Raw genomic sequence first — 21,613 nt, forward strand, 5'->3', positions numbered from 1 at the left:
GAGCGCGGGAGAAAGCGGGAACGGGCAAAAGGTAGCCAAATTACACCGACCGCCGTCGGGCCGGTGTGACCTTTTCCCCCGCTTGTCCGGCGATGAACAGTTGGCAACCGCCCCGCCCGGAAAAGGCCGTACCGACCCGCTAAGCCTATCTTTACGGCGCTTTGCCACCTATCCCTCCGTAGAGTCAATTTCCGTGGTTACCCTATACCTCACCTTCGGCACCGATCTTACGGTCCACCAGCAGGCTGTTTTTTCCGCCATGACCCTGTTGGCGCACCGGCCGGGAGAAATCGTCGTGTGGACCGATGCTCCCCATTTCTATCAGTTCCTCGGCGACCGGGTGTCTACCCGGTACCTGGAGCCGGATACACTCGCCGAATGGAAAGGGGCCCACGACTTCTTCTGGCGTATCAAGATCGCCGCACTGCGACAACTGTCCACGGAATACCCCGGGGAACACCTTTTGTATTTGGACGCCGACACCTTTTGTTTCGCCCCGCCGGCTAAAATGGTTGGCATACTGGACAACGGGGTACACTTGATGCACGCGCTGGAAGGGCTCCCCTCCGCCTTACCAACCTCCACCGAGCGGCGAATGGGCCGGCAGACCCAGGGGAAAACTTTCGGCGGGGTTTCCCTCACCGACCACCACTTCATGTACAATGCCGGGGTGGTGGGCCTTTCCGCGCACTTGGCGGGGGAAGCGGTCGACCTGGCGCTCCGCATTTGTGACGAAATGTGCGCCGCGGGGGTTACCCGACGCCTGGTAGAGCAGTACGCTCTGTCCATCGCCCTGGCGGAGGCCGGGGGACTTACGGTCGCTAACTCGGTCATCGGCCATTACTGGGGAAACAAACGGGAATGGACCGACCGGATCGGAACCTTCTTTTTAGGCCATCACCTGCTCGGTACGTCAGCGGAAGAACAGATCACGGCAACGCAGGGCGTGGATTTCCGGGCGTTTCCGCTGTACCGTAAATCGAGCTCCACCCTGAGAAAGCTGCAGGCCTGGCTGGCGGCGAAGACCGTCGGCTACCCTAGCACCTACGCTCCTCCGGAAGGAATGGACGCGAGCGAACGGTCGGAGCGGTGGATGGCAAGCCGTTAGTCCGGTTTTTTACGGTTCCAGGCCCTTAGGTCCTCGTTGATGTCGCCGACGGGCTCGAAAGCCTCGATGAGCGTGCGCCCCAGGAGCGTAGTCGCTTCCGAATCATCTTTACGGCCCACCAGGTAGGTGACGGTAGTATCCGCGAGAATACGTTGGGCCTCCGCCGCCTCGTCGATGCGAAAGGCGCGGGCGTGGTGGTCGTAAAAGAGCAGCGAGGAGTGAATGTAGGGGGTCGGCACGGGACGGTCCAGCAAGTGGTAGGAGATCTGAAATCCGTTGATCGCAAAAAAGGTTTCTCCCGGCGGCAGGCGGTCCCGCAGGTAGTCGGCAATGATCCGCGGCTCGTCATCCTTGCCGGCGTAGTAGAAGGCGTGCCCGATGCCGAGGCCGATGCTCACGACGGCCACCGCCCAGGGTACCCAGCGCCGGCGGAGAACCTCGCTCCAGACCAGCCCCACGCAGGTGCCCGTATAGAGGGCCATTACCGGATGGAGCTGGACCTGATAATGGCCGAACCGCTTCCCGGTCAGCAGTACGACGACGCTTACCAGGAGGGCTTGCAGGGCTAGGTACGTGAGCCAGACCGGCAGTTGCTTTCCGACTTGGCCCCGTACCTGCGCTACGACGCCCAGCAAAAAGAAGGGGCTGTACCGCAGCAAATAGTCGCCCATATACTTCAGCCGCAGGTACCACGGCAGATCGATGGGGTAGGCCGAGCCGACCTCGAAGGTGTAGAACCAGAGCTCGGGGAGCATGCCTAGTTGAGCGAAATAGGCCACCACGCCGGCTACCGGCAGGAGAAAAGCTCCAACCAGTACCAGGCCATGCCCGACCATGCGGGCCGGTTGGCGGCGGTACCACCATACCAAAAACAGGCCGATCGCCAGGGCCTCGGCGGCCACGAAAGGTTTGATGACGAAACCTACCCCCAGCAGCAAACCGGCCAGCCACCAGCGCTTACGGGGGGCTACCACGGTAGCGGCTACCGCGCCGATGGTGAAGACGTTGAAGAAGATCTCCGTATTCGGCGACACGCCGTAAAACTTGTACACGCTGCACATAATGATGTACACCGTGCCGGCCACGTAGCCCGCCCCGGGCTTTCCGGTAGCGCGTTCGGCGACCACCGCGAGCAGCCATGCGCCAAGGGCTACGAAGGCCGTGGCGGCCAGCCGCAGCAGCCAAATGCTGCCGCCGGTCAGCTTGATGAGCAGGGCATACAGCCAGAAGATGCCGATCGGCTTGGTGTCGATCACGTCCCGCAGGTAAATCTCCCCCCGCAGCAGCTCGTCGGCCCCCACGATGTAGGTGCTTTCGTCGTGGTTGATCACGGAAACGGAAAAGCTGCCCCAGCGGATCGCTACGGCGAGGATAAAGAAGAGTACGGGAACGATCCAGGGGCGGTGGCGCATGGGTAATCAGCGGGCGTTAGCCATCAAAGGTAATGCCGCCCGGGCCCTCAATCCTGCCGCTCGTAAATGTATAGCTGGGCATCCAGGCTGTCGACCAGCGTAAAATCTTCCAGCAAGCGGTCGGTCAGGGGAGTGAAGAAGGCCGGATCCCCGGGGTGGCGCACCACGTAGCGCAGCTTGGAGTTGGCCAACAGTTTTTCGGCTTCCGCCCGCTCGTCCAGTTGGTAGGTGCGTACGTACTCGGGATAAAACATAAGGGCGGTGTGTACGAAGGGCGTAGGCACGTCCCGGTCGAGTAAGTAATAGCTGATCTGATGGCTGGTCACGCTAAAGAATTGCTCTTCGGGGGCCAGCCGTTCCCGGAAATAATCGGCGATCATTTCCGGACGGTCCGTCTTGCCGGTGTAGCGCACGTAGTGAATTACCCCAAGCAGGGCGGCTAGGCCGGTCAACCCGTAAACCACCACACGCCGTGACAGCCACCGGCGGACTCCCCCCCAGGCCTGCACTCGCTCGTCAAGAAAGGCGGCCGCCAGGAGGCACAGGGCCGGGTGCAACTGAACCTGGTAGTAGCCGAAGCGCCTGCCCGGACTCAGGATCATGATGGCTACCAGCGCGAAATACACCAGTAGGTAGTACAGCCATACCCGATTGGTACCCCGACGGTACGCCGCGTGGACGGCTACGGCAGCCGGAATCACCAGGATGGCGTACCGGAGCAGGTATTCGCCCAGGAATTGGAGGCGCAGGTACCAGGCGAGTTCCGCCGGGTACCTGCTATTGACGGTGAAGGTGTAATACAGCAGTTCATCCACCATACCCAGACGTAGGTAATGGGCATAGACCACGAGTAGCGGCACGCAAAAGCCCGCCACCAGCCAGGCGGCGGATAGCAGGCCCACCACCACTTGCCGACGTCGCCACCAGTAATACCACAGGGCGAACAGTCCGGTAGCCAGGCTCTCCGCGGCGGCGAAGGGCTTGATGATTACCGCCGTTCCGAGTAGCAGGCCCATCGCCGGCCAGTGCCAGCGGGGCGGGTCGGCGGTGGGCGCCGGGGCGCGGGGAGCAATGCCCAACGCGAGGGCGGCGGCCGTCAGGCAATTGAAGAACAACTCGCTGTTGGGGCCCAACCCGTAATCGGAAAAGAGGGAGCAGGCGAAAACGTAAGCCATCCCGGCGGCCGACCCCACGCGGTCGCTACCGGTGGCACGGCGGCCGGCCCAGTACAGCGCCCAGGCCGTCAGCGCCACGAAGAGGTGGGTTGCCAGACGTATCCCCGGTATGCTGCCCCCGGTCAATTTGATCAGGCCGGCGTACAACCAAAAAACACCGATGGGTTTGGTGTCGAAGATGTCGCGCAGGTAGACTTTCCCGTTGAGCATCTCCCGGGCGATGACCAGGTAAGTGCTTTCGTCGTGGTTGATCACGGAAATGAAGGAACTGCCCCAGCGGAGCAGGAGCGACAGCCCGATGAAGAGAAACAAGGTGGGCCAGGGGCGGAGCGACATGGGACCAAATTTAGTATAAGTCCCGGCTGCCAGGAGGTCCATTTGTGCGCCTACCATCCCGGGGTCGGGTTCCGACGGTGATCCGTTCCCGCGCCCCGGCGCCCGACTATCTCTCTACCGAAGTACCCGCTATCCGACTACCGTACTACCTTTGCCCCATGTACCAACGCCTAGTCATCAAGGTAGGAACCAACGTGCTCACCCGTGCCGACGGCCGGCTCGACATCACCAGCATCAGCAACCTCGTAGACCAGATCGCGGACCTGAAGCAGCGGGGGGTGGAGCTCGTGCTCGTCTCGTCCGGGGCGGTGGGGGCCGGGAAGGAATTGCTGCCCGGCCGTGCCAACGACGAGGCGGTAGCGCAGCGCCAGGTTTACTCCGCCATCGGGCAGGTCCGGCTCATGGAGTTGTACCGCAATCTCTTTGCCGGCCACCGGCTGCTCTGTGCCCAGGTGCTGGCTACGAAGGGTGATTTCCGCGACGACCTCCACTACGACAATATGCTCAACTGCTTCCGGGCGCTGTTGCAGGACGAGATCGTGCCCGTGGTAAACGAGAACGACGTGGTGGCCGTGACGGAGCTGATGTTTACTGACAACGACGAACTAGCCGGGCTGGTGGCACGGATGGTGAGCGCCGATGCCCTCGTGATCCTGAGCAGCGTAGAGGGACTCTACGACGGCCCGCCCGACCGGCACGAAAGCCGGCTCATTCCCCGGGTAGCCGCCCACGATACCGGTGTCGACGGCGTGGTACAGGCCCGACGCACCAGCGGCGGTCGCGGAGGAATGGCCACGAAACTCCGCATCGCCCGCGAAACCGCCACGGGGGGGATTCCCGTACTGATCGGTAACGGTCGCCGGCCGAACATCCTCTCCCATTTGTCGACCAACGACTGGCCCGGTACGGTAGTGGCGGCTACGGACAATAGCGCGGCTGCCGACTGAGTTCTTACCCTTTATCCGCCATTCTCCGTATGCGTATCCCCATTCTACTGGTTGTCCTGTTGACGCTGTGCTTTGCCTGCGAGGTGGACCGCGATTACCTCACCGGTGATAGCGTCGAATTACGCTTCAGCCTGGATACCCTCACCTTCGATACCGTGTTTACGGCCCGGGGCAGCGCCACGCGGGTCTTTACCGTATACAACGACGGCAGCGATCCGGTACTGATCGACCGCATCACGGTGGCCGGGGAAACCGGGGTCACCTTCACCTTCAACGCAGATGGCACCATGGGGCCGGAAGTGGAAGACGTGGTGATCTTCGCCCAAGACAGCATCTTCGTCTTCGTGGAAGTGGAGGTGGACCCGACCGAACCGGAGGAGGTCAGTCCGTTCATTGCCACGGATCGCCTCCTTTTCGAAACCGGTGATTTTCAGCACGAGGTTACGCTAGAGGCCTACGGCCAGAACGCCCTTTACCTCAACGGATTTAACCGGGGCACCCTGGTCCAGCCCATTTGCCAGGACGGCACCTTTACCCTGCCAACGGAGCTGCCTACGGTGATCTATGGCTCGTTGGTCGTGGATTCCTGCGTGCTGCGGGCGTTGGCGGGCACCCGCATCTACTTTCACGGCGGCCTGCAGCGCGACGAACAACCCGGTGGCCTGGGCATTTTCGAAGATGGATTCATCTATACCCTGCCGGCCGGCCGGATCGAGCTGCTGGGGACGCTGGAAGACCCGATTATCCTGGCAACGGACCGGTTGGAAGAGGATTTTGCCGAAAGCACCGGTGGCTACCGTGGGCTGGTACTCGGCCCGTTAAGCCGGGGCAACCGCATCGAGCATACCGAGATCCGCAACGCCATTATCGGGGTGACGGTCGACAGCCTCGCGGAAGTCACCCTGGCGAACAGCCGCATCACCAACAGCAGCGGCGCGGCGGTGGTGAGCTACCAGGGAGACGTGACGGCACGCAACGCGTTGTTTCATTCCAATCAGACCAACTCCATCCAGGTTATCAAAGGGGGGAACCTCCTGCTGGAACACTGTACGGTCGCCAACTACGGCTCCACCCAGCCCGCGCTCAGCCTAAGTAATTGTGCCCCGGTGCCGGACGAAGATTACTGCCTCCAGGCCCCCCTCTACGCGCGTATCGCGAACAGCATCGTGGTGGGGGGCAGTCCGGTGGAAATCAACCTGATCGACGTCGACGCACGGGAGGACCCGCAAACCTTCGACCTCCGGATCACCAACAGCGTGGTACGTACGGACCAGCGCTTTCTGAACGATGCTGGAGGCTTGTACGAAAACTTTTATTCCACGATCTGTGAAGGGTGCTATAACCTGGAGAGCGGGAATTTGCTGTTCGCGTCGATTAGCGACGATGACTACCGCCCGGACAGCCTCAGCGTAGCGCGCAACCTGGGGGTCTATCTGCCTTCACTGCCCCGCGACCTGGAGGGTAACGAAAGAGATACGGAAAGTCCGGACGCCGGAGCGCTGGAGTGGCAGCCGGCCGGCTAGGCAAACCAATCCGGTGGACCCGGCGTTACACCTCGAACCCCGTAACCCCAACCCCGCACCCCCCCAAGTTCATGGTCGTTACCAATATGCTTTTCCATCTGGGCCGTTACGTGACCTTGTTGCGTGACTCCATTTCCCGCCCGGAGAAATTCTCGATGTACTATAAGGAGACGATGCGGCAGATGGACGCCATCGGCGTAGGGTCGGTGTTCATCGTGCTCCTCATTTCGGTCTTCATTGGGATGGTTACGGCGGTACAGTTTGCCGACCAGCTCGGCGACAGCTTCGTGCCATCGTACTACATCGGCTACATCGTCCGCGACATCACCATCATCGAGATGGCACCTACCATCACCTGCTTGGTGCTCGCCGGTAAGGTGGGCTCCAATTTGGCCGCGGAAATCGGTGGCATGCGGCAGAAAGAACACATCGATGCTATGGAGATCATGGGGGTAAACACGGCTGCCTACCTGATTCTCCCGAAGATCATCGCGGCCGTGGTCGTCATCCCCATGCTGGTGGCGATATCCGCCTTCGTGAGCATCATCGGGGGCTACCTCAGTACGGTGGTGCCGGGAACGATCTCCCATACGGAATACGTGTTGGGGCTGCGCTCCTTTTTCGTGCCCCGTTACGTATTCATGATGTTCGTGAAAGCGGCGGTCTTTGCCTTTCTCCTTACTTCCATCAGCTGCTACATGGGCTACCACGTGAAGGGGGGCAGTATCGAACTGGGAGAGGCCAGCACCAGCGCCGTGGTGGTCAGCGACGTACTAATCCTGGTTTTCGACTTTTTAATCGCCCTCGTCCTCACCTAATCCGCCAACCATGATCCGCACGGAAAACTTAGAAAAATCGTTTGGCGAGAACCACGTCCTAAAGGGCGTCTCCACGGAGTTTTACTCCGGTAAGCCCAATTTGATCATCGGTAGCTCGGGCGCTGGAAAAACGGTATTGCTCAAGTTGCTCATCGGTCTTTTCGAACCCACCGATGGTAAGGTGTACTACGACGATACGGACCTGTTCTCCCTGAGCGACGAGGCCTTGCGGCAGATCCGGATGAAGGTCGGTATGCTCTTCCAGGGTAACGCGCTTTTCGACTCCATGTCGGTAGGGGAGAACATTCGCTTTCCCATGGATATGTTCACCAACAAGACCGCGGCCGAGAAGGAAAAGCGGGTCGATGAATGCCTCGAAATGGTTAACATGGAAGGCATCAACGAACGCTTTCCCTCGGAGGTCTCCGGAGGCATGCAGAAGCGGGTCGGCATCGCCCGCGCCATGGTGCTGGAGCCGAAGTACCTCTTTTGCGACGAGCCAAACTCCGGCCTGGATCCCCAAACCAGTATCCTGATCGACGAGCTGATCTGCGACCTGACCAATCGGAACAACATCACCACCGTCATCAATACCCACGATATGAACTCGGTGATGGGCATCGGCGACAACATCGTTTTGCTCAAGGACGGCCAGCTCGCCTGGCAGGGCGACAAGACTCAGGTGCTTGAAAGCGACAGCGAGGTACTACAGGACTTCATTTTTGCCAGCCCGTTTCTCCGGCGGTTGCGGGAAGATGCTCTCAAGACCCGGCACGCTCAGGAGTAGGAAAAGGGCTTCGCCGTTTTGTTAGTCGGCTTTGCCGGGTAGACGTTTAGCAAGCTGGCTTCGCCAGCTGGTTAGTGCGGCTCCGCACCCTCGGAGGAACCTGCATTGGCCTTCGGACGCTCGCAAGTCCCCGGCTATCGCCCGGTGACGCTCCGAGGTCCTTTGTTCGTCGATGCCGGAAAAGCACCAGGACCTCGGCGTGTGCTTGCACCTCCGAGCGTCCGGACCGCAGGAGCCTGCCTTGCCTTCGGAGCGTCCGGGCAAATCCATTACCTTGCTACGGTAACCAAGCCCCACCACCATGCGTCACCTTCTGCATTCCTCGCTTCTCCTCATTATGGCCGTGCTGCTTTACGCCTGCCAGGAAACCGGCGAACCCGCCGTGGATACGCCGCCCGAACTGGAGGAGATCGGGGAGGCCCCCGAATACGCCATGGTGATTCACGGCGGGGCGGGCACCATCCTGAAGGAGAATATGACCGACGAGCGGGCGACCGCCATCCGGGAGGCGATGAATGCCGCCCTCGATGCGGGCGAAGCCGTACTCCGCGACGGTGGCAGCGCGGCCGACGCCGTGGAGGCGACCATCTGGGTGATGGAAGACAGCCCCTACTTCAACTCCGGTAAGGGGGCCGTATTCACCAACGCCGGCATTAACGAACTGGACGCCAGCTTCATGACCGGCGAGAACCAGGAAGCCGGCGCGGTAGGTGGCATCACCAATCTCAAGCACCCCATCAGCGCCGCCCGGGCCGTGATGGAGCAATCCGAGCACGTATTGCTGACCGGTAAGGGGGCCGAGGAGTTCGCGGCGGGCGTGGGTCTCGAGGTCGTGGACCCATCCTACTTTTATACGGAGGAGCGCTTCCAGAGCCTGCAACGCGCCCTGGAGGGGGAAAAAGTAGAACAGGAAAAGATCGACGTCGATCAGAAACACGGTACGGTGGGGTGCGTGGCCCTCGACAAGAACGGCAACATCGCCGCCGGGACCAGTACGGGCGGCATGACCAACAAGCGCTTCAACCGCCTAGGGGACAGCCCCATCATCGGCGCCGGCACCTACGCCAATAATGCCACCTGCGGCGTCAGCTGTACGGGATGGGGGGAATTCTTTATCCGCTACGCCGTGGCTTACGACGTCCACGCCCGCATGGCCTACGGCGGTGCCACCCTGCAGGAAGCCGCCGATGCCGTCATTCACAAAACCCTGGTCGAGAAAGGCGGCACCGGCGGCCTGATCGCGCTGGATGCGCGGGGTAACGTGGTCATGCCGTTCAATACGCCGGGGATGTACCGCGGGTACCTGAAGGCCGGGGGGGAGCGGGAAATCCTGTTTTACGAGGCTAAGTGACGCTGATCCGCCGAGCTACCGCGAACAGCACCACCGGTTATGGGGCTGTTCACTGCTCGTAGGCCCAGCTACCGCGATAAGCCCCTTTCCAACCGACCCGTCGGCCGACCAGCAAGCTGTGCGGACGACTGTTGCTGGTCCGCCGAGCTACCGCGAAAAGGATCATCGGTCTCGGGACTGCTAGCTACTCGTCGGCCCAGCTACCGCGCGATAGGGCTTTTCCAACCGACCCGTCGGCCGACCAGCAAGCTGTGCGGACGACTGTTGCTGGTCCGCCGAGCTACCGCGAACAGCATCACCGGTTATGGGGCTGTTCACTGCTCGTCGGCCCAGCTACCGCGATAGGGCTTTTCCAACCGACCCGTCGGCCGACCAGCAAGCTGTGCGGACGACTAGCGCGCGGTAAACATCTCCTCCAAAGGCACCCGCACTTTTTCCTTGTGCTGGGTAGCGTCTTCCTCCGAGCGGTAACCCACCGGAGCGATGACGGTGGCGGTCAGTCCTTTCTCCGTCAGGCCCAGAAGCCGGTCGTATTCACCGGCGTCGAAGCCTTCCATGGGGCAGGTGTCGATGCGCAGTTCGGCGGCGGCGGCCAGCAGCGTACCCAGGCCGATGTACGCCTGTCGCTTATTCCAGGCTTCGATCGATTCCACGGATTTACCGGCCACCGAGCCCTTCATGTAGTTGGCGTAGTCATCAAGTTGGTCGCGGGGCACGCCGCGCACTTCGGCCGTACGGTCCATATAGCGGTCGATCTGCTCGGCCGGCATCTTTTTCATGGCGGCGAATACAAAGACGTGGGAGCACTCGGTCAGTTGGGGTTGGTTGTAACTGGCGGTGCGGAGCTGCTCCTTTAATTCGGGGTCACTCACGACCACTACCCGGAAGGGCTGGAGTCCGAAACTGGTTGCGGCCAGGTTCACGGCTTCTTCCAGGCTTTTCAGGTCCGCATCACTTACCCTGCGGTTCTCGTCAAATCGTTTGGTAGCATAGCGCCACCGTAGGCTTTCAATCAGTTGCATAGGATACATTGTTGTATATACATTAATTTGCGAGGCAAGCAATAGTTTTGCGCCGGAGCGCGGGTGCAATGAATTTTTAAACCCCAGGCATTGTAAAATCCCTTAGGACTTACTACTTTTGCGTCCGCTTCGCGCTACACCCCGCCCAGGTGGTGAAATTGGTAGACACGCCAGCTTGAGGGGCTGGTGTCCATTACGGACGTGCAGGTTCGACTCCTGTCCTGGGCACTCCTGATAAACGGCTCCGCTGCTTCGGCAACGGGGCCGTTTTTAGTTGCCGCCCGCCGGTCATACCTTTGAAGCATGATCCTTAGCGCACTGACCCGGGCCCGCGAATCTGGCCGCAAGTTACTGGCCGTCCTCATCGACCCGGATAAGGCCACCCGGGCCAAATTGAAGACGCTAGGGGAACACAGCCACTCCGGCTTCGTGGATTTCTTCCTCTGGGGCGGCAGTCTGGTCAACCAACCCCAATCGGAGTACTATCTCCGCTTGCTGAAGGCACACGCCGAGGTGCCCGTTTTGCTCTTCCCGGGTTCGGTTTACCAGCTCGACGACCAGGCGGACGGCCTCCTCCTGCTCTCGCTCATCTCCGGCCGGAACCCGGAACTGCTCATCGGCCACCACGTGACCGTGGCCGGCCGCATCAAGCAAATGAAGCTGGCCACGTTTCCCACGGGGTACATGCTCGTCGACGGGGGGCGGCCGACTTCCGTATCCTACATGAGCGGTACCACGCCCATTCCCGGGGATAAACCGGCCATTGCCGCGGCGACCGCCCTGGCGGGAGAGCAGCTGGGTTTACGCATGATCTACCTGGACGCCGGCAGCGGGGCCCTGCGCCCGGTTTCTCCCGAGATGATCGCCGCCGTCCGCAAGGAAGTCGATCTTCCCCTCGTGGTCGGCGGGGGGATCCGAAGCCCCGAGCGGGCCCGGCAGGCCCTGCAGGCCGGGGCCGACATGATCGTGGTGGGTAACGGACTGGAGGGTAACCTGGACTGGCTCCCCCGCCTCTCCGCCGAGGTCAGTTCGTTCGGGCGGGAATCGGTCGGCCTGAAACGCTAAGGCCGTGCCCGGGGCAGCACCCGGTCGTAATCGGCCCGCTCCAGCTTGTTCGTGGCTCGCCTGATCAGGCCATGGGGGCCGGGGTATTGCGTCATGTCTACTAGGATGGTTGTGTTGTTTTTCGGTAGGCGCGGACCAAAGGTAGGTATCCCGATGCCGCCGTTTTCCATCGCGGCAGGATTCCGGTGCGCAATCCGGTAACGGGAGCACATTGCGGAATGGACGGACCTCGCGGGGCGGAAGGCAACGCACCCGCGCCCCGCCGCCCAAATGAATTTCCGCGAACGAAAACCGCCAAATTTTGTACCCCATCCATGGATGCAGTAAACCTCCCCGCCCCCGGGAGCAAAACTCGGATCGTAGTTGTCGGAGGCGGTTTCGCCGGCCTCAATTTCGTCAGCAAACTGGATACCCGGGCGTACCAGGTCGTCCTGCTCGACCGCCACAACTACCATACGTTCGCCCCGCTGCTGTACCAAGTGGCGACCGCGGGCATCGAGGCCCCCGACGTCTGCGGGCCGCTGCGTAAGTCCTTCCGCGGGAAGCAGGATTTCCACTTCCGTATGCTGGAAGCGCGGGGCATCGACCCGGACCGGCGGGTAATCCGCACCGGGGCCGGCACCATCCGCTACGACCACCTCGTATTGGCTACCGGTACCCGGGCCAACTTCTTCGGCAACGCCAACGTGGCCGCGCACGCCCTGCCGCTGAAGACGGTGCCCGACGCGCGGCGGCTGCGCAACCATATTTTTCAGACCCTGGAGCAGGTGGATATGACCGACGACCCCCGGGAGCGGGAACGGCTGATGACCTTCGTGATCGTAGGCGGCGGGCCCTCGGGGGTGGAACTCGCGGGGGCCCTCTCCGAGTTACGGCGGCACGTACTTGATCGGGACTATCCGGACACCCCCATGGGCGGATTGCGGTTCGTGCTGGTGGAAGGCAGCGATCAGTTGCTCGGCGGCTTCAGCGAGAAGAGTAGCGCCGATGCCCGCCGTAACCTGGAGGAGATGGGAGTCGAGCTCCGGTTCGGCACCCTGCTATCCGATTACGACGGTCGTACCGCTACCCTCAAAGACGGGAGTACCATCGAAACCGCCACGGTGATCTGGGGCGCCGGGGTGACGGGGGAGATCATACGGGGCCTGGGGGAGGGGAGTGTTACCAAGGCCCGCTACGTAATTGACGATCGCCTGCGGGTACGGGCCTACGACAACGTTTACGCCCTGGGCGATATCGCTTTCCTCACGAACGACTCCTGGCCGAAGGGACACCCCGGCGTGGCACAGGTGGCGATCCAGATGGGGCAGCGGCTGGCCCGCAATTTCAACGCCCTGGCGAAGGGGGAACCGACCCGGCCCTTCGTGTACTTCGACAAAGGGAACCTGGCCATTATCGGTCGCAACCGCGCGGTGGCGGATCTGCCGAAGAATGTGCATTTGAATGGCTTTCCCGCCTGGTTCATCTGGGCGTTCGTGCACATCTTTTACTTGATCGGGTGGCGTAACCGCCTATTTACTTTCCTAACCTGGGCGAGCAATTACGTCACCTATAACCGGGCGGTAAGGCTGGTTCTGGAACCATCGTTGGAAAACCAATTCGACCCGGAACGGGTCGGGGAAATCGAAGAGTAATACCGACGGTCGCACAATCCAACAATGCGTGCACGTAACAAATGTGAACACCCTCGGGCAAAATGATCTATTTCCCCCACAAACTTGTGATTTCTTTAAACCTAAAGTGAATAATTCGTGATAGTATTGTCGACGCTTAACGGGTACGTGTTACCCACCCTGAAATTCAACTTGATATGAAACGAATTCTACCTTTTTTCCTTACTAGCTGCCTGGCGCTCTTTGCCGGGGTACTTACGGCGCAGACCCAAACCGTGGTCGAAATCATCACCGGAAGTGAAAATCACGAAGAGTTGGTTGGCCTCTTGACGGATGCCGGACTGGTCGCTCCGCTTTCTTCCGCCGAAGGCACCTTCACGGTGTTCGCCCCAACGGATGCCGCTTTCGCCATGCTTTCCGAGGATGACCTCGCGTATTTTGAGGATGATACGGATAGCCTAGCTTCCGTCCTTACCTACCACGTAATTGGTGATTCGCTGGGCATTGACACCTTCGATACCGGTATGATGTACGGAACGCTGAATGCGGGTGACAGCATCTACATCAGCGGATACGCCAGCGATGGTGATAGCGATACCCTGATGATCAACGGAATGATGGTTGGCGTCACGGAAATTGCCGCCACGAACGGCGTGGTTTACTCCATCGATGTTATCCTCATGCAGCCGGTGGCTACCGTGGTTGACATCGTAGTGAACACCGATACGCTATCTATCCTCGAACAAGCCGTTATCGGTGCCGAACTGGACGACGACCTAATGGCGGCCGGTCCCTTCACCGTTTTCGCTCCCTCCAACGATGCCTTTGCCGGCATCAGTGCCGATAGCTTGATGGCGCTGGTAGACGATGAAGATGAATCGGGCACGCTGGCTACGATTCTTACCTATCACGTGGTAAGTGGACGCTACACCTCGGCTGACCTTATGGACGGAATGATGCTCACCACCCTCCAGGGCGAGCAACTCGAAGTGACCATCAGTGGTGATTCGGTAATGATTGACACTGTGTTGGTCACCATGACCGACATGATTGCCGACAACGGTGTTGTTCATATAATCAATGGCATTCTTCTGCCCGAAGCACTGACCAGCACCCAGGAGCCGGCCTTCGCCCGGGAGGTAAGCATTTTCCCCAATCCGGCTACCAGCCAGGTTTACGTGGATCTGCCCACCAGCATCCTGAATAACGCTACGTTGACGCTGCGTGACTTCACCGGCCGCACCCTTCTGAGCCGTCGGGCTACCAGCGACCGCGAACCAATCGAGGTCGGCGCGCTACCCACCGGTACCTACCTGTTGGAGATCCGCGCCGATGGCGGCGCCATCCAGCGTAAGGTGATGGTACAGCGGTAAGCTGCGCTTCATAAGCTGCTATGAAAGGCCATCCTTGACTGCTGTCGGGGGTGGCCTTTTTCTTTGCGCAGCCGGAGGCTGCTTTTTACTGGCGCGGTCGGAGACCGCTTTCTACTTCGTCCCGATAGCTATCGGGAGTGACCGCATCTTACTGGCGGTCGACGTAAAATTCGGAGGTGCGGCGCCATGCGGGCCAACGTTCGGAATTGGCCAGTTGCAGCCCCACGTCCATCATCAACTCCGCGTCCTGTACGGCGCCACCGAGGGGCCAGGCACCTGAGCTATATTCATCGGCCGGCTGGTGGTAGCGCTGGGCGACAAAAGCGTCCTTCTGCTGCCGGGCGTATTCCTTACCGAGGGTCGCGTGCTCGTAACCCCCGTCGGCGTACAGCACGGGTACTCCCTTTTTGGCAAAGTTGAAGTGATCCGAGCGGTAGAAGTAGCCCTTTTCGGGTTCTTGCCCGCCCTGTACGTACCGACCCTGTCGTTCGGCCGCCGTAGCGGCTAGGTCGTCCATCTCGCTGTGGCCCATACCGGTGATGGTGAGGTCCGCGGCCGGGCCGATGGGGTTCACCCCGTCGATGTTGATGTTGGCCACCGTCTTGTCTATCGGGACCAGCGGGTTATTTACGTAGTAGGCACTTCCCCACAATCCCTGCTCTTCGGCGGTGACGAAGAGAAAGTCGACGGACCGCTCCGGTCCCTTCGGAAGTTTGGTGAATGCCTCCGCCATCGCCAGCAACTGCGCCACTCCGCTGGCGTTGTCGAGGGCACCGTTGTAGATGCTGTCGCCGTTGACCGCCGGACCGACGCCGATGTGGTCCCAGTGGGCGGTATAAATGAGGTGCTCCTCGGGGCGATCGGCGCCCGGGAGCGTAGCCATGATGTTGTAGCTCTTATCGAAGCGCAGGTCGTTGCGCACGGTGGTCGTCAATTGGGTTCGGAGGGGGATTGGCTCGAAGTCAGGGCTGGCGGCCTCCTCGAACCACCGAATCCCGGTCAACCCCGAGGCCTGAAAGAGCTGACGGGCGGCATCGAGGGTAATCCACCCCGCCACGTCCAGCTTCGGTTGGCCGTCGTCTTCGAGGTTTAGTCGCTCGCCGGTCCAGCTACTCTGCACGACAAACCAGGGGTAGCCCGCCGCACCCTGCTCGTGGATGACCAGGCAGGCCGCGGCCCCCTGTCGGGCGGCTTCCTCGTACTTGTAGGTGTAGCGACCGTAGTAGGTCATCGCGTTGCCCTTGAACAGGGTCGTGTCTTCGAGGTAGTATCCGGGGTCGTTGACCATCACGACGACGGTTTTTCCCTTTACGTCCAACCCATCGTAATCGTTCCAGCCGTATTCCGGGGCGACGATACCGAAGCCCGCGAAGATTACTTCGGAGTCGGTTACGCTGACCCTTTCGACGGGCTTATCGGTGAAGGTTATGTAGTCTGCCCCCAGCCGCCAGGTCAGGTCGCCGTTGGGTAGCGTCAGGTCGATCCGCTCGGCCGGGTGGCCGGTGATCTCCACCATAGGCACTTCCTGGCGGTAGCTGTCGCCGTTACCGGGTTGCAGGCCGAGGGCCTTCAGTTCCTTTTCCAGGTAGGCCAGGGTAAGCCCTTCCCCCTCGCTGAAGGGCAGGCGGCCGCCGTATCTATCGCTGGCCAGCTCGGTGAGGTGGCGGTCGATGGTGGCGGAGTCTACGGGCGCGGAAGTGGTTACCGGGGACTCCGCGGAGGGATTATCCTGCCGGCAGGCGAAGAACAACCATCCGGAAAACAGGCAGAGCAGAGCGGGGAAAAACTTCGTCATGGGGCGGGGCGGAGAGAACGGGAAAGGGAGTAAGCTAAAGTACCGCTCCTTTCCCGAAGCCACGCCGATCGTATACGCTGCAAAGGTTGGTTTATGGCGGCGGAGCGCAGGTGTAGCGATGGATAACCATTGTCTAGCCATGCCGCAAAAGCAGCCGGACTTCCGCACCCGAACGGCCAGCGAAAATCAATAATCGTCAATGAACAGGCTTACCCCACTGCGCTGTCAGGGTAGAATCTAAAGCGTATCTGCGGTCTCATTTGACGCGATGCTTTGTTACAAGTAAAATTCTGGAGGGTTGCGCGCCCTACATTAGGGGACCAAAGGGTCGGGAGCTTTTACCCCCCGTGCCCCGCCTCCCACCAACCACCAAACTACGAACTACAAGCCCCAGGGTTTAAAGCCATTCAGGCCCCGAGCGCGGTCCAACCCACCTTGCCCGGAGTACAACTCCGGGTAGGTGGAGGTAAGGAGCCATTGACTGCAGCGCAGTCGAACCCCAACGCCCGAACTAGAGGATATGCTGTTTAGTAGTGGTTTTGGTAGACTTGAATGGAAAGACCGTCTGCGGCAACTTTTGGCGGAAAGGACCAATCTTAAACTTAACAAGCGCAAAAGGCGCTTCGGAACGGGAGGCGCCTGGGGTACTGCCATTAACAGGGCTTCCCTTCTGGTTGGGCCATTCCCGCCCAGCGAAAGCGCAGCATCGGCTTGCCCGGTTCGATTTCCGCTTCCCCCTCCAGTACAAATCCCAGCCGCCCGAGCAGTCGGATGCTACGCCCGTTTTCCGGTAAGGAGATGGCCAGTAGTTCCGGTAAGCTTAGGATGCCGGGGGTGGCCAGTAGATATTGGGAAGCTTCGTAGGCAAAGCCGCGTCCCTGGCCGTCGGCTAAAAACGCAAATCCGAAATCCGGTGCGGGCAGCCCATCCCGGCGAAATACACCGACAAACCCGACGGGAGATGGGAGATCTTTCGGTACCACCAAGTAACTACCGTGCCCCGGCTGGTCGTATCCCGGAATTACGCGATCCCGAATATAGGCCGCCGCCGCCACTTCGGTCCGGACGTTCCGGTCGCCGATGTACCGTAACCAACCGGGGGAATTCAGCAAGGCCAGGAAGAAGGGGGCATCGCTTTCGCGGGCCCGGCGCAGGATGAGCCGGGGCGTACGGATCCATTCATCCATTACCGGAAAATGAACGGCATTTCCAAAGGCCCCGAAAACGACAGATCCGTAAATTCGAAGTCCAACCGGGCGGTCCCTTCGCTGCCTCCGTCGACGGCGATGCGGCGGGTACGGGGGAAGCTGGCGGACAGGCCATCGACGGCGGCGTAGTCGCCGTTCACGACCGAGAGCATGCGCTGCTGCCCCAGCTCCTGGAGCTCCATGCTGCCAAGCTGGTAGGTGACGGGGTCATAGCGGTAGTCGGCGGCGAACTCCCGGCTGCTGCCGGTGAGGCGGATGTCCTGGCCGTCGCGGCTGACCTCCAGGTTGTCCGTCAGAAAAACGGCGTTACCGAAGAAGATCTCCTGCAGCAGGTCGAAGCGCGCCGGAATTTTGTACTTCGCTTCCAGGTAGCTCAGGGGCTCGGCCGTATACTCGCTTTCGAGGCGGTTGTAGAGGAAAAAGCTGTCGGGACGGATAAGTGCGCGCGCTCCTTCGATGCCGAATTTTTTAACACTCATCCAGATGGCCTCGTCGCGGTGCAGCCGTAGGTAGGCCGTTCCCCCGATACTCAGGTCGTCGGTTTCCACGTCGACGCGGGCCTTTGCGTCCATCCACTCCGCGCTCGTCCGGTTGGCCTCGATGCCCCGAAGTACCTGATTAAGGCGCAGTTTGCCGGCGGGCAAGGCGATGCCGTCGTCCGTCGGACCGGCTACCTTACGGTTGCAGTTGGCAAATAGAAGAAGGGCGCTGAGCGCCAGAAAGAATAGTCGCATAGGAGGGGGGGCTAAGGAGCTACGAGTTCTTGCCGGCGAGACTGGCTGATTTACTGCCCGCGGCCTTTGCCCGCCGGTAGTAGTCGGTGGCGGCATCTTTGTCGCCGGCGTCGCCGCTAACGTCGCCCATCAGTTCGAGGAGGAGGGCATTGGTGTTACCGGGATGATCGAGGGGGAAGAGGGCGGCGGGGCGGGGTTCGGCCAGCTGTTCCAGGTACACCGCCATGGGTGCCTTGGGCCCGCCCGGCAGCTTGGCGGTTTCTATCTGGCCGATACCGGATCGGGTTTCCATCGCCGACAAGGCGGCGGTGACTACCGTCAGGGCTTCGGCCGCATCCGGGTTGGCGGACACCATTAGTTGGGCCTGCTGCAGCAGATTGCGGGCTTCCGAATAATCGCCGCGGAAGGCTTCTCCCAGGGCATAATAGAGGTAGACGGACGGACGGTTCGGAAAGATATCGAGCGCTTCCTCTCCGTATTCGCGCAGATCGGCGGACTGGTTGTCCAGGTAAAGGGTAGCGAGGAGTTGTTCCCAGACGGGATAAACCGTATCGTCGAGCTCCAGGGTAGCCCGGTAGGCGTCGGCCGCTTCGGTGAGCCGGCCGCTGTGGTAGTAGAGGTCACCGACGATCGCGGCCGCTTTGGCATCGTCCGGGTGCACGCGGCGCAGTTCCCGGGCGAGGTCCAGCGCCCGGTCGGCGAGTGCCCGGTCATTAGTGCTGGCCACCTCGTTGATGAGGGGCAGGAGCTTGCCGATCTTGAGATCGAGATCCACGTCGGTACGGGCCAGCAGGTCCATTAGTTCGGCGTCGCTTCCCGCACCGGCCTTTCCCGCGGAGCGACCGGCGTCCTGTAGCGCGAGTTGGGCCCTCACGTCCGCGGGCTGGATGCGGAGAATCTCCTGGTACACCTCCCGGGCTGCTTTTTCGTCTTCCTGGGCGCGATAAAAGCCCGCGAGTAGGTGGCGATATTCCACTTGGTCGGGATAAGCTTCGATGAGGGCCTCCAGCTCCCGTTGCGCCCGCTTGAGATCGCCGGTGCCGACGTACAGGGCATGCTTGCGTCGCGATAGCTCGGCGTTCACCCCGATCCGATCTTCGAGCGTTTCGTACACCTTGATCGCGCCCTTAATATCCTGGGCCCGAACCAAAAAGGCCGCTTGTTCGAGGTAATTCTCCGGTTCCGTGGGGTTGCGTTGGATGAGGCTGGCGTAGAGATCGGCACCGTCCTGGTAGCGACCGGCCGTTTGGTAGAGTTCGGCGAGGAAGGCGGCGTACACGTCGTTCGGCCGGATGGCGTAGGCGCGCCGGAGGGCCTCGATGGCCGGTGGGGTATTGCCCGCGGCGTACTGCAGCCGGGCCAGCTCGAATAGAGCCGGATCGTTCTCGGGGTCGGTTTCGAGGATCCCCTCAAACAGCTGAATGGCTTCGTCCGTTTTGCCCAGCAGGGCTTCCTGTTTCGCTTCGATGAATGCCTTCTGCATATTCACCGCTTTCTCCGTCATTTCCGCCTGGGCGGTAAGGAAAGCGGTAAATAACAGGATAGGCAGGAGCAGGGAGGTACGCATAGCAGTCGAAAGTTAACTAGCTAACGTTTTGAGGGCCGGACTAGTGCTGGCGGGTGGCCGACGGTTTTCGTTAGCTTGGGTACGAAACGTTGCCCGGCCAGGGTTGACCGGCATCGTGGTCCGCCCGGCGCAGCTGGTTTGCCCGGGATGCTGTGAGTAAGTACTATTCAGCTGTTCAGGGCTATCCGTCGGCGGACCAGCATTGCCCGGCATCCTTTTCCGCCCGGGGCAGCTGGTCTGCCCGGGATATTATGAGTAAGCACCAACAACCGTCGGCGGAATAGCGAAGCTCGGCAGACGACAGTACCTTATTCCACCACCGTGATCTTCATCATATTCATCCGGCCGCGCTTTTCCAGCGGCATACTGGCCGTATTGACGATCATGTCGCCGGCCTGGACGTGGTTGTTTTCCTTCAGGATATTGACGATGTCGTCGACGGTGTCGTCGGTAGTCTGGAACTCGTCGTAGTAGTAGCAGCGCACGCCCCAGCACAGGTTCAGCGTCGAGAGCATGCTCGGAATGTCGCTGAAGATGTAGATCTTCGAGTTGGGTCGGAAACTGGAGAGCTTGAAGGCCGTGTAGCCCGACCGGGTCATACCGGTGATGGCGCGAGCGCCGACACCCTGGGCAGCCCAGCAGGCGGCGGAGCTTACGATGTCGCTGACGAAGGTGCCGCTCTTGTCGTTGGCCTTCGGCCGGCGGACGCCGATCTCGTAGATCTTTTCGGCCTCCTCGATGATGCTGTTCATCCACTTCACCACCAGGGCGGGGTGCTTTCCTACGCTCGTTTCGCCACTGAGCATCACGGCATCGGTACCGTCGAGCACGGCGTTGGCCACGTCGGTAACTTCAGCGCGGGTAGGGCCGGGGTTGGTGATCATGGAGTCCATCATCTGGGTGGCGACGATGACCGGCCGGGCACGCTGGATACACTTCCGGATGATCTCCTTCTGAATGATCGGGAGGCGTTCCATCGGCATTTCGATGCCGAGGTCGCCGCGGGCCACCATGATGGCGTTCGAGTGCTTGATGATCTTATCGATGTTCTCGATGGCCTCGGGCTTCTCGATCTTGGAGATGATCTTGGCCTGGTGGCCGGCCCGGTCGATGTGGGCGCGCAGTTCCTTACAGTCGGAAGGATGGCGGACGAAGCTGAGCGCGATCCAGTTGATCTCGGGGATGGTCAGGATGTACTGGAGGTCCTCCATATCCTTCTCGGTCAGGCTGGGTAGGCTGATCTTGGTATTGGGGAGGTTGACGCCCTTGTTCGATTTCAGCTTGCCGGCGTATAGGGCCTTTAGTTTGACGGTGTCGCGGCCGTTAGTGTCGACGACCTCGAAAACGAGGGTACCGTCATCCACGAGTACCCGCTCGCCGACGCGGACGTCCTGGGCGAACTGGGGGTAGCTCATGTAGATCTTTTCGGCGTTGCCGATGCATTCTTCGTTGACGAAGGTGACGGTGTCGCCGGCCGCCAGCTCCAGTCCGTCGCCCTCCATCTTGCCGACGCGCAGCTTCGGCCCCTGAAGGTCGGCGAGGATGCTGACGTGGGTTTTCATCTCTTCGTTCAGCTTCACCAGGTGGTCGACGACCTGTTTGTGATCCTGGTGGGTGCCATGGCTGAAGTTCAGCCGAAATACATCCACCCCGGCCTCGATGAGGCCCTTCAGCCCTTCGTAGCTGTTGCAGGCCGGGCCTACGGTGGCAACGATTTTGGTATTCTGGTGGTCAGTCATAGCAGGGAAGTAATTTTAGGATAGTGTAAAGTATACAATA

At 60.7% G+C, this 21,613-nt stretch carries 17 protein-coding genes and 1 tRNA gene; 10 read left to right on the forward strand and 8 right to left on the reverse strand.

The genetic code is table 11. From position 1 onward, the window contains the following. Positions 1-193 precede the first annotated feature (193 nt). The gene (locus CLV84_RS05360; protein WP_146088723.1) at positions 194-1,108 is read left to right on the forward strand and encodes a hypothetical protein; all 915 of its coding nucleotides are present in this window, start codon (positions 194-196) and stop codon (positions 1,106-1,108) included. Here CLV84_RS05360 and CLV84_RS05365 read toward each other — a convergent pair. Both CLV84_RS05365 and CLV84_RS05370 read right to left on the reverse strand, forming a co-directional pair. Further along, positions 1,105-2,520: an ArnT family glycosyltransferase gene (locus tag CLV84_RS05365; protein ID WP_104418701.1), complete on the reverse strand. Its 1,416-nt coding sequence runs from the start codon at positions 2,518-2,520 to the stop codon at positions 1,105-1,107. The two genes, CLV84_RS05360 and CLV84_RS05365, sit on opposite strands and share 4 nt — an antisense overlap. Before the next feature lie 47 nt (positions 2,521-2,567). After that, positions 2,568-4,031: an ArnT family glycosyltransferase gene (locus tag CLV84_RS05370; protein ID WP_170067582.1), complete on the reverse strand. Its 1,464-nt coding sequence runs from the start codon at positions 4,029-4,031 to the stop codon at positions 2,568-2,570. A gap of 158 nt (positions 4,032-4,189) precedes the next feature. Between CLV84_RS05370 and proB the strand changes: the two genes are divergently transcribed. The 5 genes from proB (at position 4,190) to CLV84_RS05395 (ending at position 9,457) form a co-directional block, all read left to right on the forward strand. Then, a complete protein-coding gene (gene proB, locus CLV84_RS05375) occupies positions 4,190-4,978 on the forward strand; it encodes a glutamate 5-kinase (protein WP_104418703.1) in 789 nt (262 codons plus the stop codon). A gap of 29 nt (positions 4,979-5,007) precedes the next feature. Further along, entirely contained in the window at positions 5,008-6,501 is a 1,494-nt protein-coding gene (locus CLV84_RS05380; protein WP_104418704.1) for a right-handed parallel beta-helix repeat-containing protein, read from the forward strand. Between the two features lie 71 nt (positions 6,502-6,572). Further along, complete coding sequence (locus CLV84_RS05385; RefSeq protein ID WP_245911386.1) at positions 6,573-7,319, forward strand: MlaE family ABC transporter permease; 747 nt, start codon at positions 6,573-6,575, stop codon at positions 7,317-7,319. Positions 7,320-7,329: 10 nt separating this feature from the next. Beyond that, positions 7,330-8,106 carry an ABC transporter ATP-binding protein gene (locus tag CLV84_RS05390; RefSeq protein ID WP_104418706.1) on the forward strand — a complete coding sequence of 259 codons (777 nt, stop codon included), beginning with the start codon at positions 7,330-7,332 and terminating at the stop codon, positions 8,104-8,106. Positions 8,107-8,407: 301 nt separating this feature from the next. Continuing rightward, on the forward strand, positions 8,408-9,457 hold the full coding sequence (locus CLV84_RS05395) for an isoaspartyl peptidase/L-asparaginase family protein (RefSeq protein WP_104418707.1): 1,050 nt from the start codon (positions 8,408-8,410) through the stop codon (positions 9,455-9,457). A 392-nt stretch (positions 9,458-9,849) separates the two neighbouring features. Here the strand turns inward: CLV84_RS05395 and CLV84_RS05400 are convergent, their stop codons facing one another. Further along, on the reverse strand, positions 9,850-10,479 hold the full coding sequence (locus CLV84_RS05400; RefSeq protein ID WP_104419511.1) for an NAD(P)H-dependent oxidoreductase: 630 nt from the start codon (positions 10,477-10,479) through the stop codon (positions 9,850-9,852). 143 nt (positions 10,480-10,622) lie between these two features. On the opposite strand from CLV84_RS05400, the gene CLV84_RS05405 reads away from it, so the two are divergent. The 4 genes from CLV84_RS05405 to CLV84_RS05420 all read left to right on the forward strand — a co-directional run bounded on the left by CLV84_RS05405 (position 10,623) and on the right by CLV84_RS05420 (position 14,530). After that, a tRNA-Leu gene (locus tag CLV84_RS05405) sits at positions 10,623-10,707 on the forward strand. Positions 10,708-10,782: 75 nt separating this feature from the next. Next, positions 10,783-11,544: a geranylgeranylglyceryl/heptaprenylglyceryl phosphate synthase gene (locus CLV84_RS05410; protein ID WP_104418708.1), complete on the forward strand. Its 762-nt coding sequence runs from the start codon at positions 10,783-10,785 to the stop codon at positions 11,542-11,544. Positions 11,545-11,858: 314 nt separating this feature from the next. Further along, positions 11,859-13,178, forward strand: coding sequence for an NAD(P)/FAD-dependent oxidoreductase (locus CLV84_RS05415; protein ID WP_104418709.1), 1,320 nt, complete (start codon positions 11,859-11,861; stop codon positions 13,176-13,178). Positions 13,179-13,354: 176 nt separating this feature from the next. Beyond that, positions 13,355-14,530 carry a fasciclin domain-containing protein gene (locus CLV84_RS05420; RefSeq protein WP_104418710.1) on the forward strand — a complete coding sequence of 392 codons (1,176 nt, stop codon included), beginning with the start codon at positions 13,355-13,357 and terminating at the stop codon, positions 14,528-14,530. Between the two features lie 148 nt (positions 14,531-14,678). Here the strand turns inward: CLV84_RS05420 and CLV84_RS05425 are convergent, their stop codons facing one another. The 5 genes from CLV84_RS05425 to pyk all read right to left on the reverse strand — a co-directional run bounded on the left by CLV84_RS05425 (position 14,679) and on the right by pyk (position 21,573). Beyond that, positions 14,679-16,325 carry a M28 family metallopeptidase gene (locus CLV84_RS05425; RefSeq protein ID WP_104418711.1) on the reverse strand — a complete coding sequence of 549 codons (1,647 nt, stop codon included), beginning with the start codon at positions 16,323-16,325 and terminating at the stop codon, positions 14,679-14,681. Positions 16,326-16,978: 653 nt separating this feature from the next. Beyond that, positions 16,979-17,512: a GNAT family N-acetyltransferase gene (locus CLV84_RS05435; protein ID WP_104418713.1), complete on the reverse strand. Its 534-nt coding sequence runs from the start codon at positions 17,510-17,512 to the stop codon at positions 16,979-16,981. After that, positions 17,512-18,267 (reverse strand): DUF4292 domain-containing protein, encoded by a 756-nt coding sequence (locus CLV84_RS05440; RefSeq protein WP_170067583.1) that lies wholly within the window; start codon positions 18,265-18,267, stop codon positions 17,512-17,514. Before CLV84_RS05440 ends, CLV84_RS05435 begins: the two co-directional genes overlap by 1 nt. A gap of 19 nt (positions 18,268-18,286) precedes the next feature. Continuing rightward, positions 18,287-19,834, reverse strand: a complete 1,548-nt coding sequence (locus tag CLV84_RS05445) for a tetratricopeptide repeat protein (RefSeq protein WP_104418715.1) — start codon at positions 19,832-19,834, stop codon at positions 18,287-18,289. Positions 19,835-20,142: 308 nt separating this feature from the next. Further along, a complete protein-coding gene (gene pyk, locus CLV84_RS05450; RefSeq protein ID WP_104418716.1) occupies positions 20,143-21,573 on the reverse strand; it encodes a pyruvate kinase in 1,431 nt (476 codons plus the stop codon). Positions 21,574-21,613 lie beyond the last annotated feature (40 nt).

Source organism: Neolewinella xylanilytica, from assembly GCF_002934605.1.
Classification (GTDB): Bacteria; Bacteroidota; Bacteroidia; order Chitinophagales; family Saprospiraceae; genus Neolewinella; species Neolewinella xylanilytica.

Coding starts and splice junctions, on each gene's coding strand:
- proB (WP_104418703.1), top strand. CDS start 4,190: ATGTACCAACGCCTAGTCATCAAGGTAGGAACCAACGTGCTCACCCGT.
- CLV84_RS05370 (WP_170067582.1), bottom strand. CDS start 4,031: ATGTCGCTCCGCCCCTGGCCCACCTTGTTTCTCTTCATCGGGCTGTCG.
- CLV84_RS05400 (WP_104419511.1), bottom strand. CDS start 10,479: ATGCAACTGATTGAAAGCCTACGGTGGCGCTATGCTACCAAACGATTT.
- CLV84_RS05435 (WP_104418713.1), bottom strand. CDS start 17,512: ATGGATGAATGGATCCGTACGCCCCGGCTCATCCTGCGCCGGGCCCGC.
- CLV84_RS05445 (WP_104418715.1), bottom strand. CDS start 19,834: ATGCGTACCTCCCTGCTCCTGCCTATCCTGTTATTTACCGCTTTCCTT.
- pyk (WP_104418716.1), bottom strand. CDS start 21,573: ATGACTGACCACCAGAATACCAAAATCGTTGCCACCGTAGGCCCGGCC.
- CLV84_RS05425 (WP_104418711.1), bottom strand. CDS start 16,325: ATGACGAAGTTTTTCCCCGCTCTGCTCTGCCTGTTTTCCGGATGGTTG.
- CLV84_RS05390 (WP_104418706.1), top strand. CDS start 7,330: ATGATCCGCACGGAAAACTTAGAAAAATCGTTTGGCGAGAACCACGTC.
- CLV84_RS05440 (WP_170067583.1), bottom strand. CDS start 18,267: ATGCGACTATTCTTTCTGGCGCTCAGCGCCCTTCTTCTATTTGCCAAC.
- CLV84_RS05385 (WP_245911386.1), top strand. CDS start 6,573: ATGGTCGTTACCAATATGCTTTTCCATCTGGGCCGTTACGTGACCTTG.
- CLV84_RS05395 (WP_104418707.1), top strand. CDS start 8,408: ATGCGTCACCTTCTGCATTCCTCGCTTCTCCTCATTATGGCCGTGCTG.
- CLV84_RS05410 (WP_104418708.1), top strand. CDS start 10,783: ATGATCCTTAGCGCACTGACCCGGGCCCGCGAATCTGGCCGCAAGTTA.
- CLV84_RS05420 (WP_104418710.1), top strand. CDS start 13,355: ATGAAACGAATTCTACCTTTTTTCCTTACTAGCTGCCTGGCGCTCTTT.
- CLV84_RS05380 (WP_104418704.1), top strand. CDS start 5,008: ATGCGTATCCCCATTCTACTGGTTGTCCTGTTGACGCTGTGCTTTGCC.
- CLV84_RS05415 (WP_104418709.1), top strand. CDS start 11,859: ATGGATGCAGTAAACCTCCCCGCCCCCGGGAGCAAAACTCGGATCGTA.
- CLV84_RS05365 (WP_104418701.1), bottom strand. CDS start 2,520: ATGCGCCACCGCCCCTGGATCGTTCCCGTACTCTTCTTTATCCTCGCC.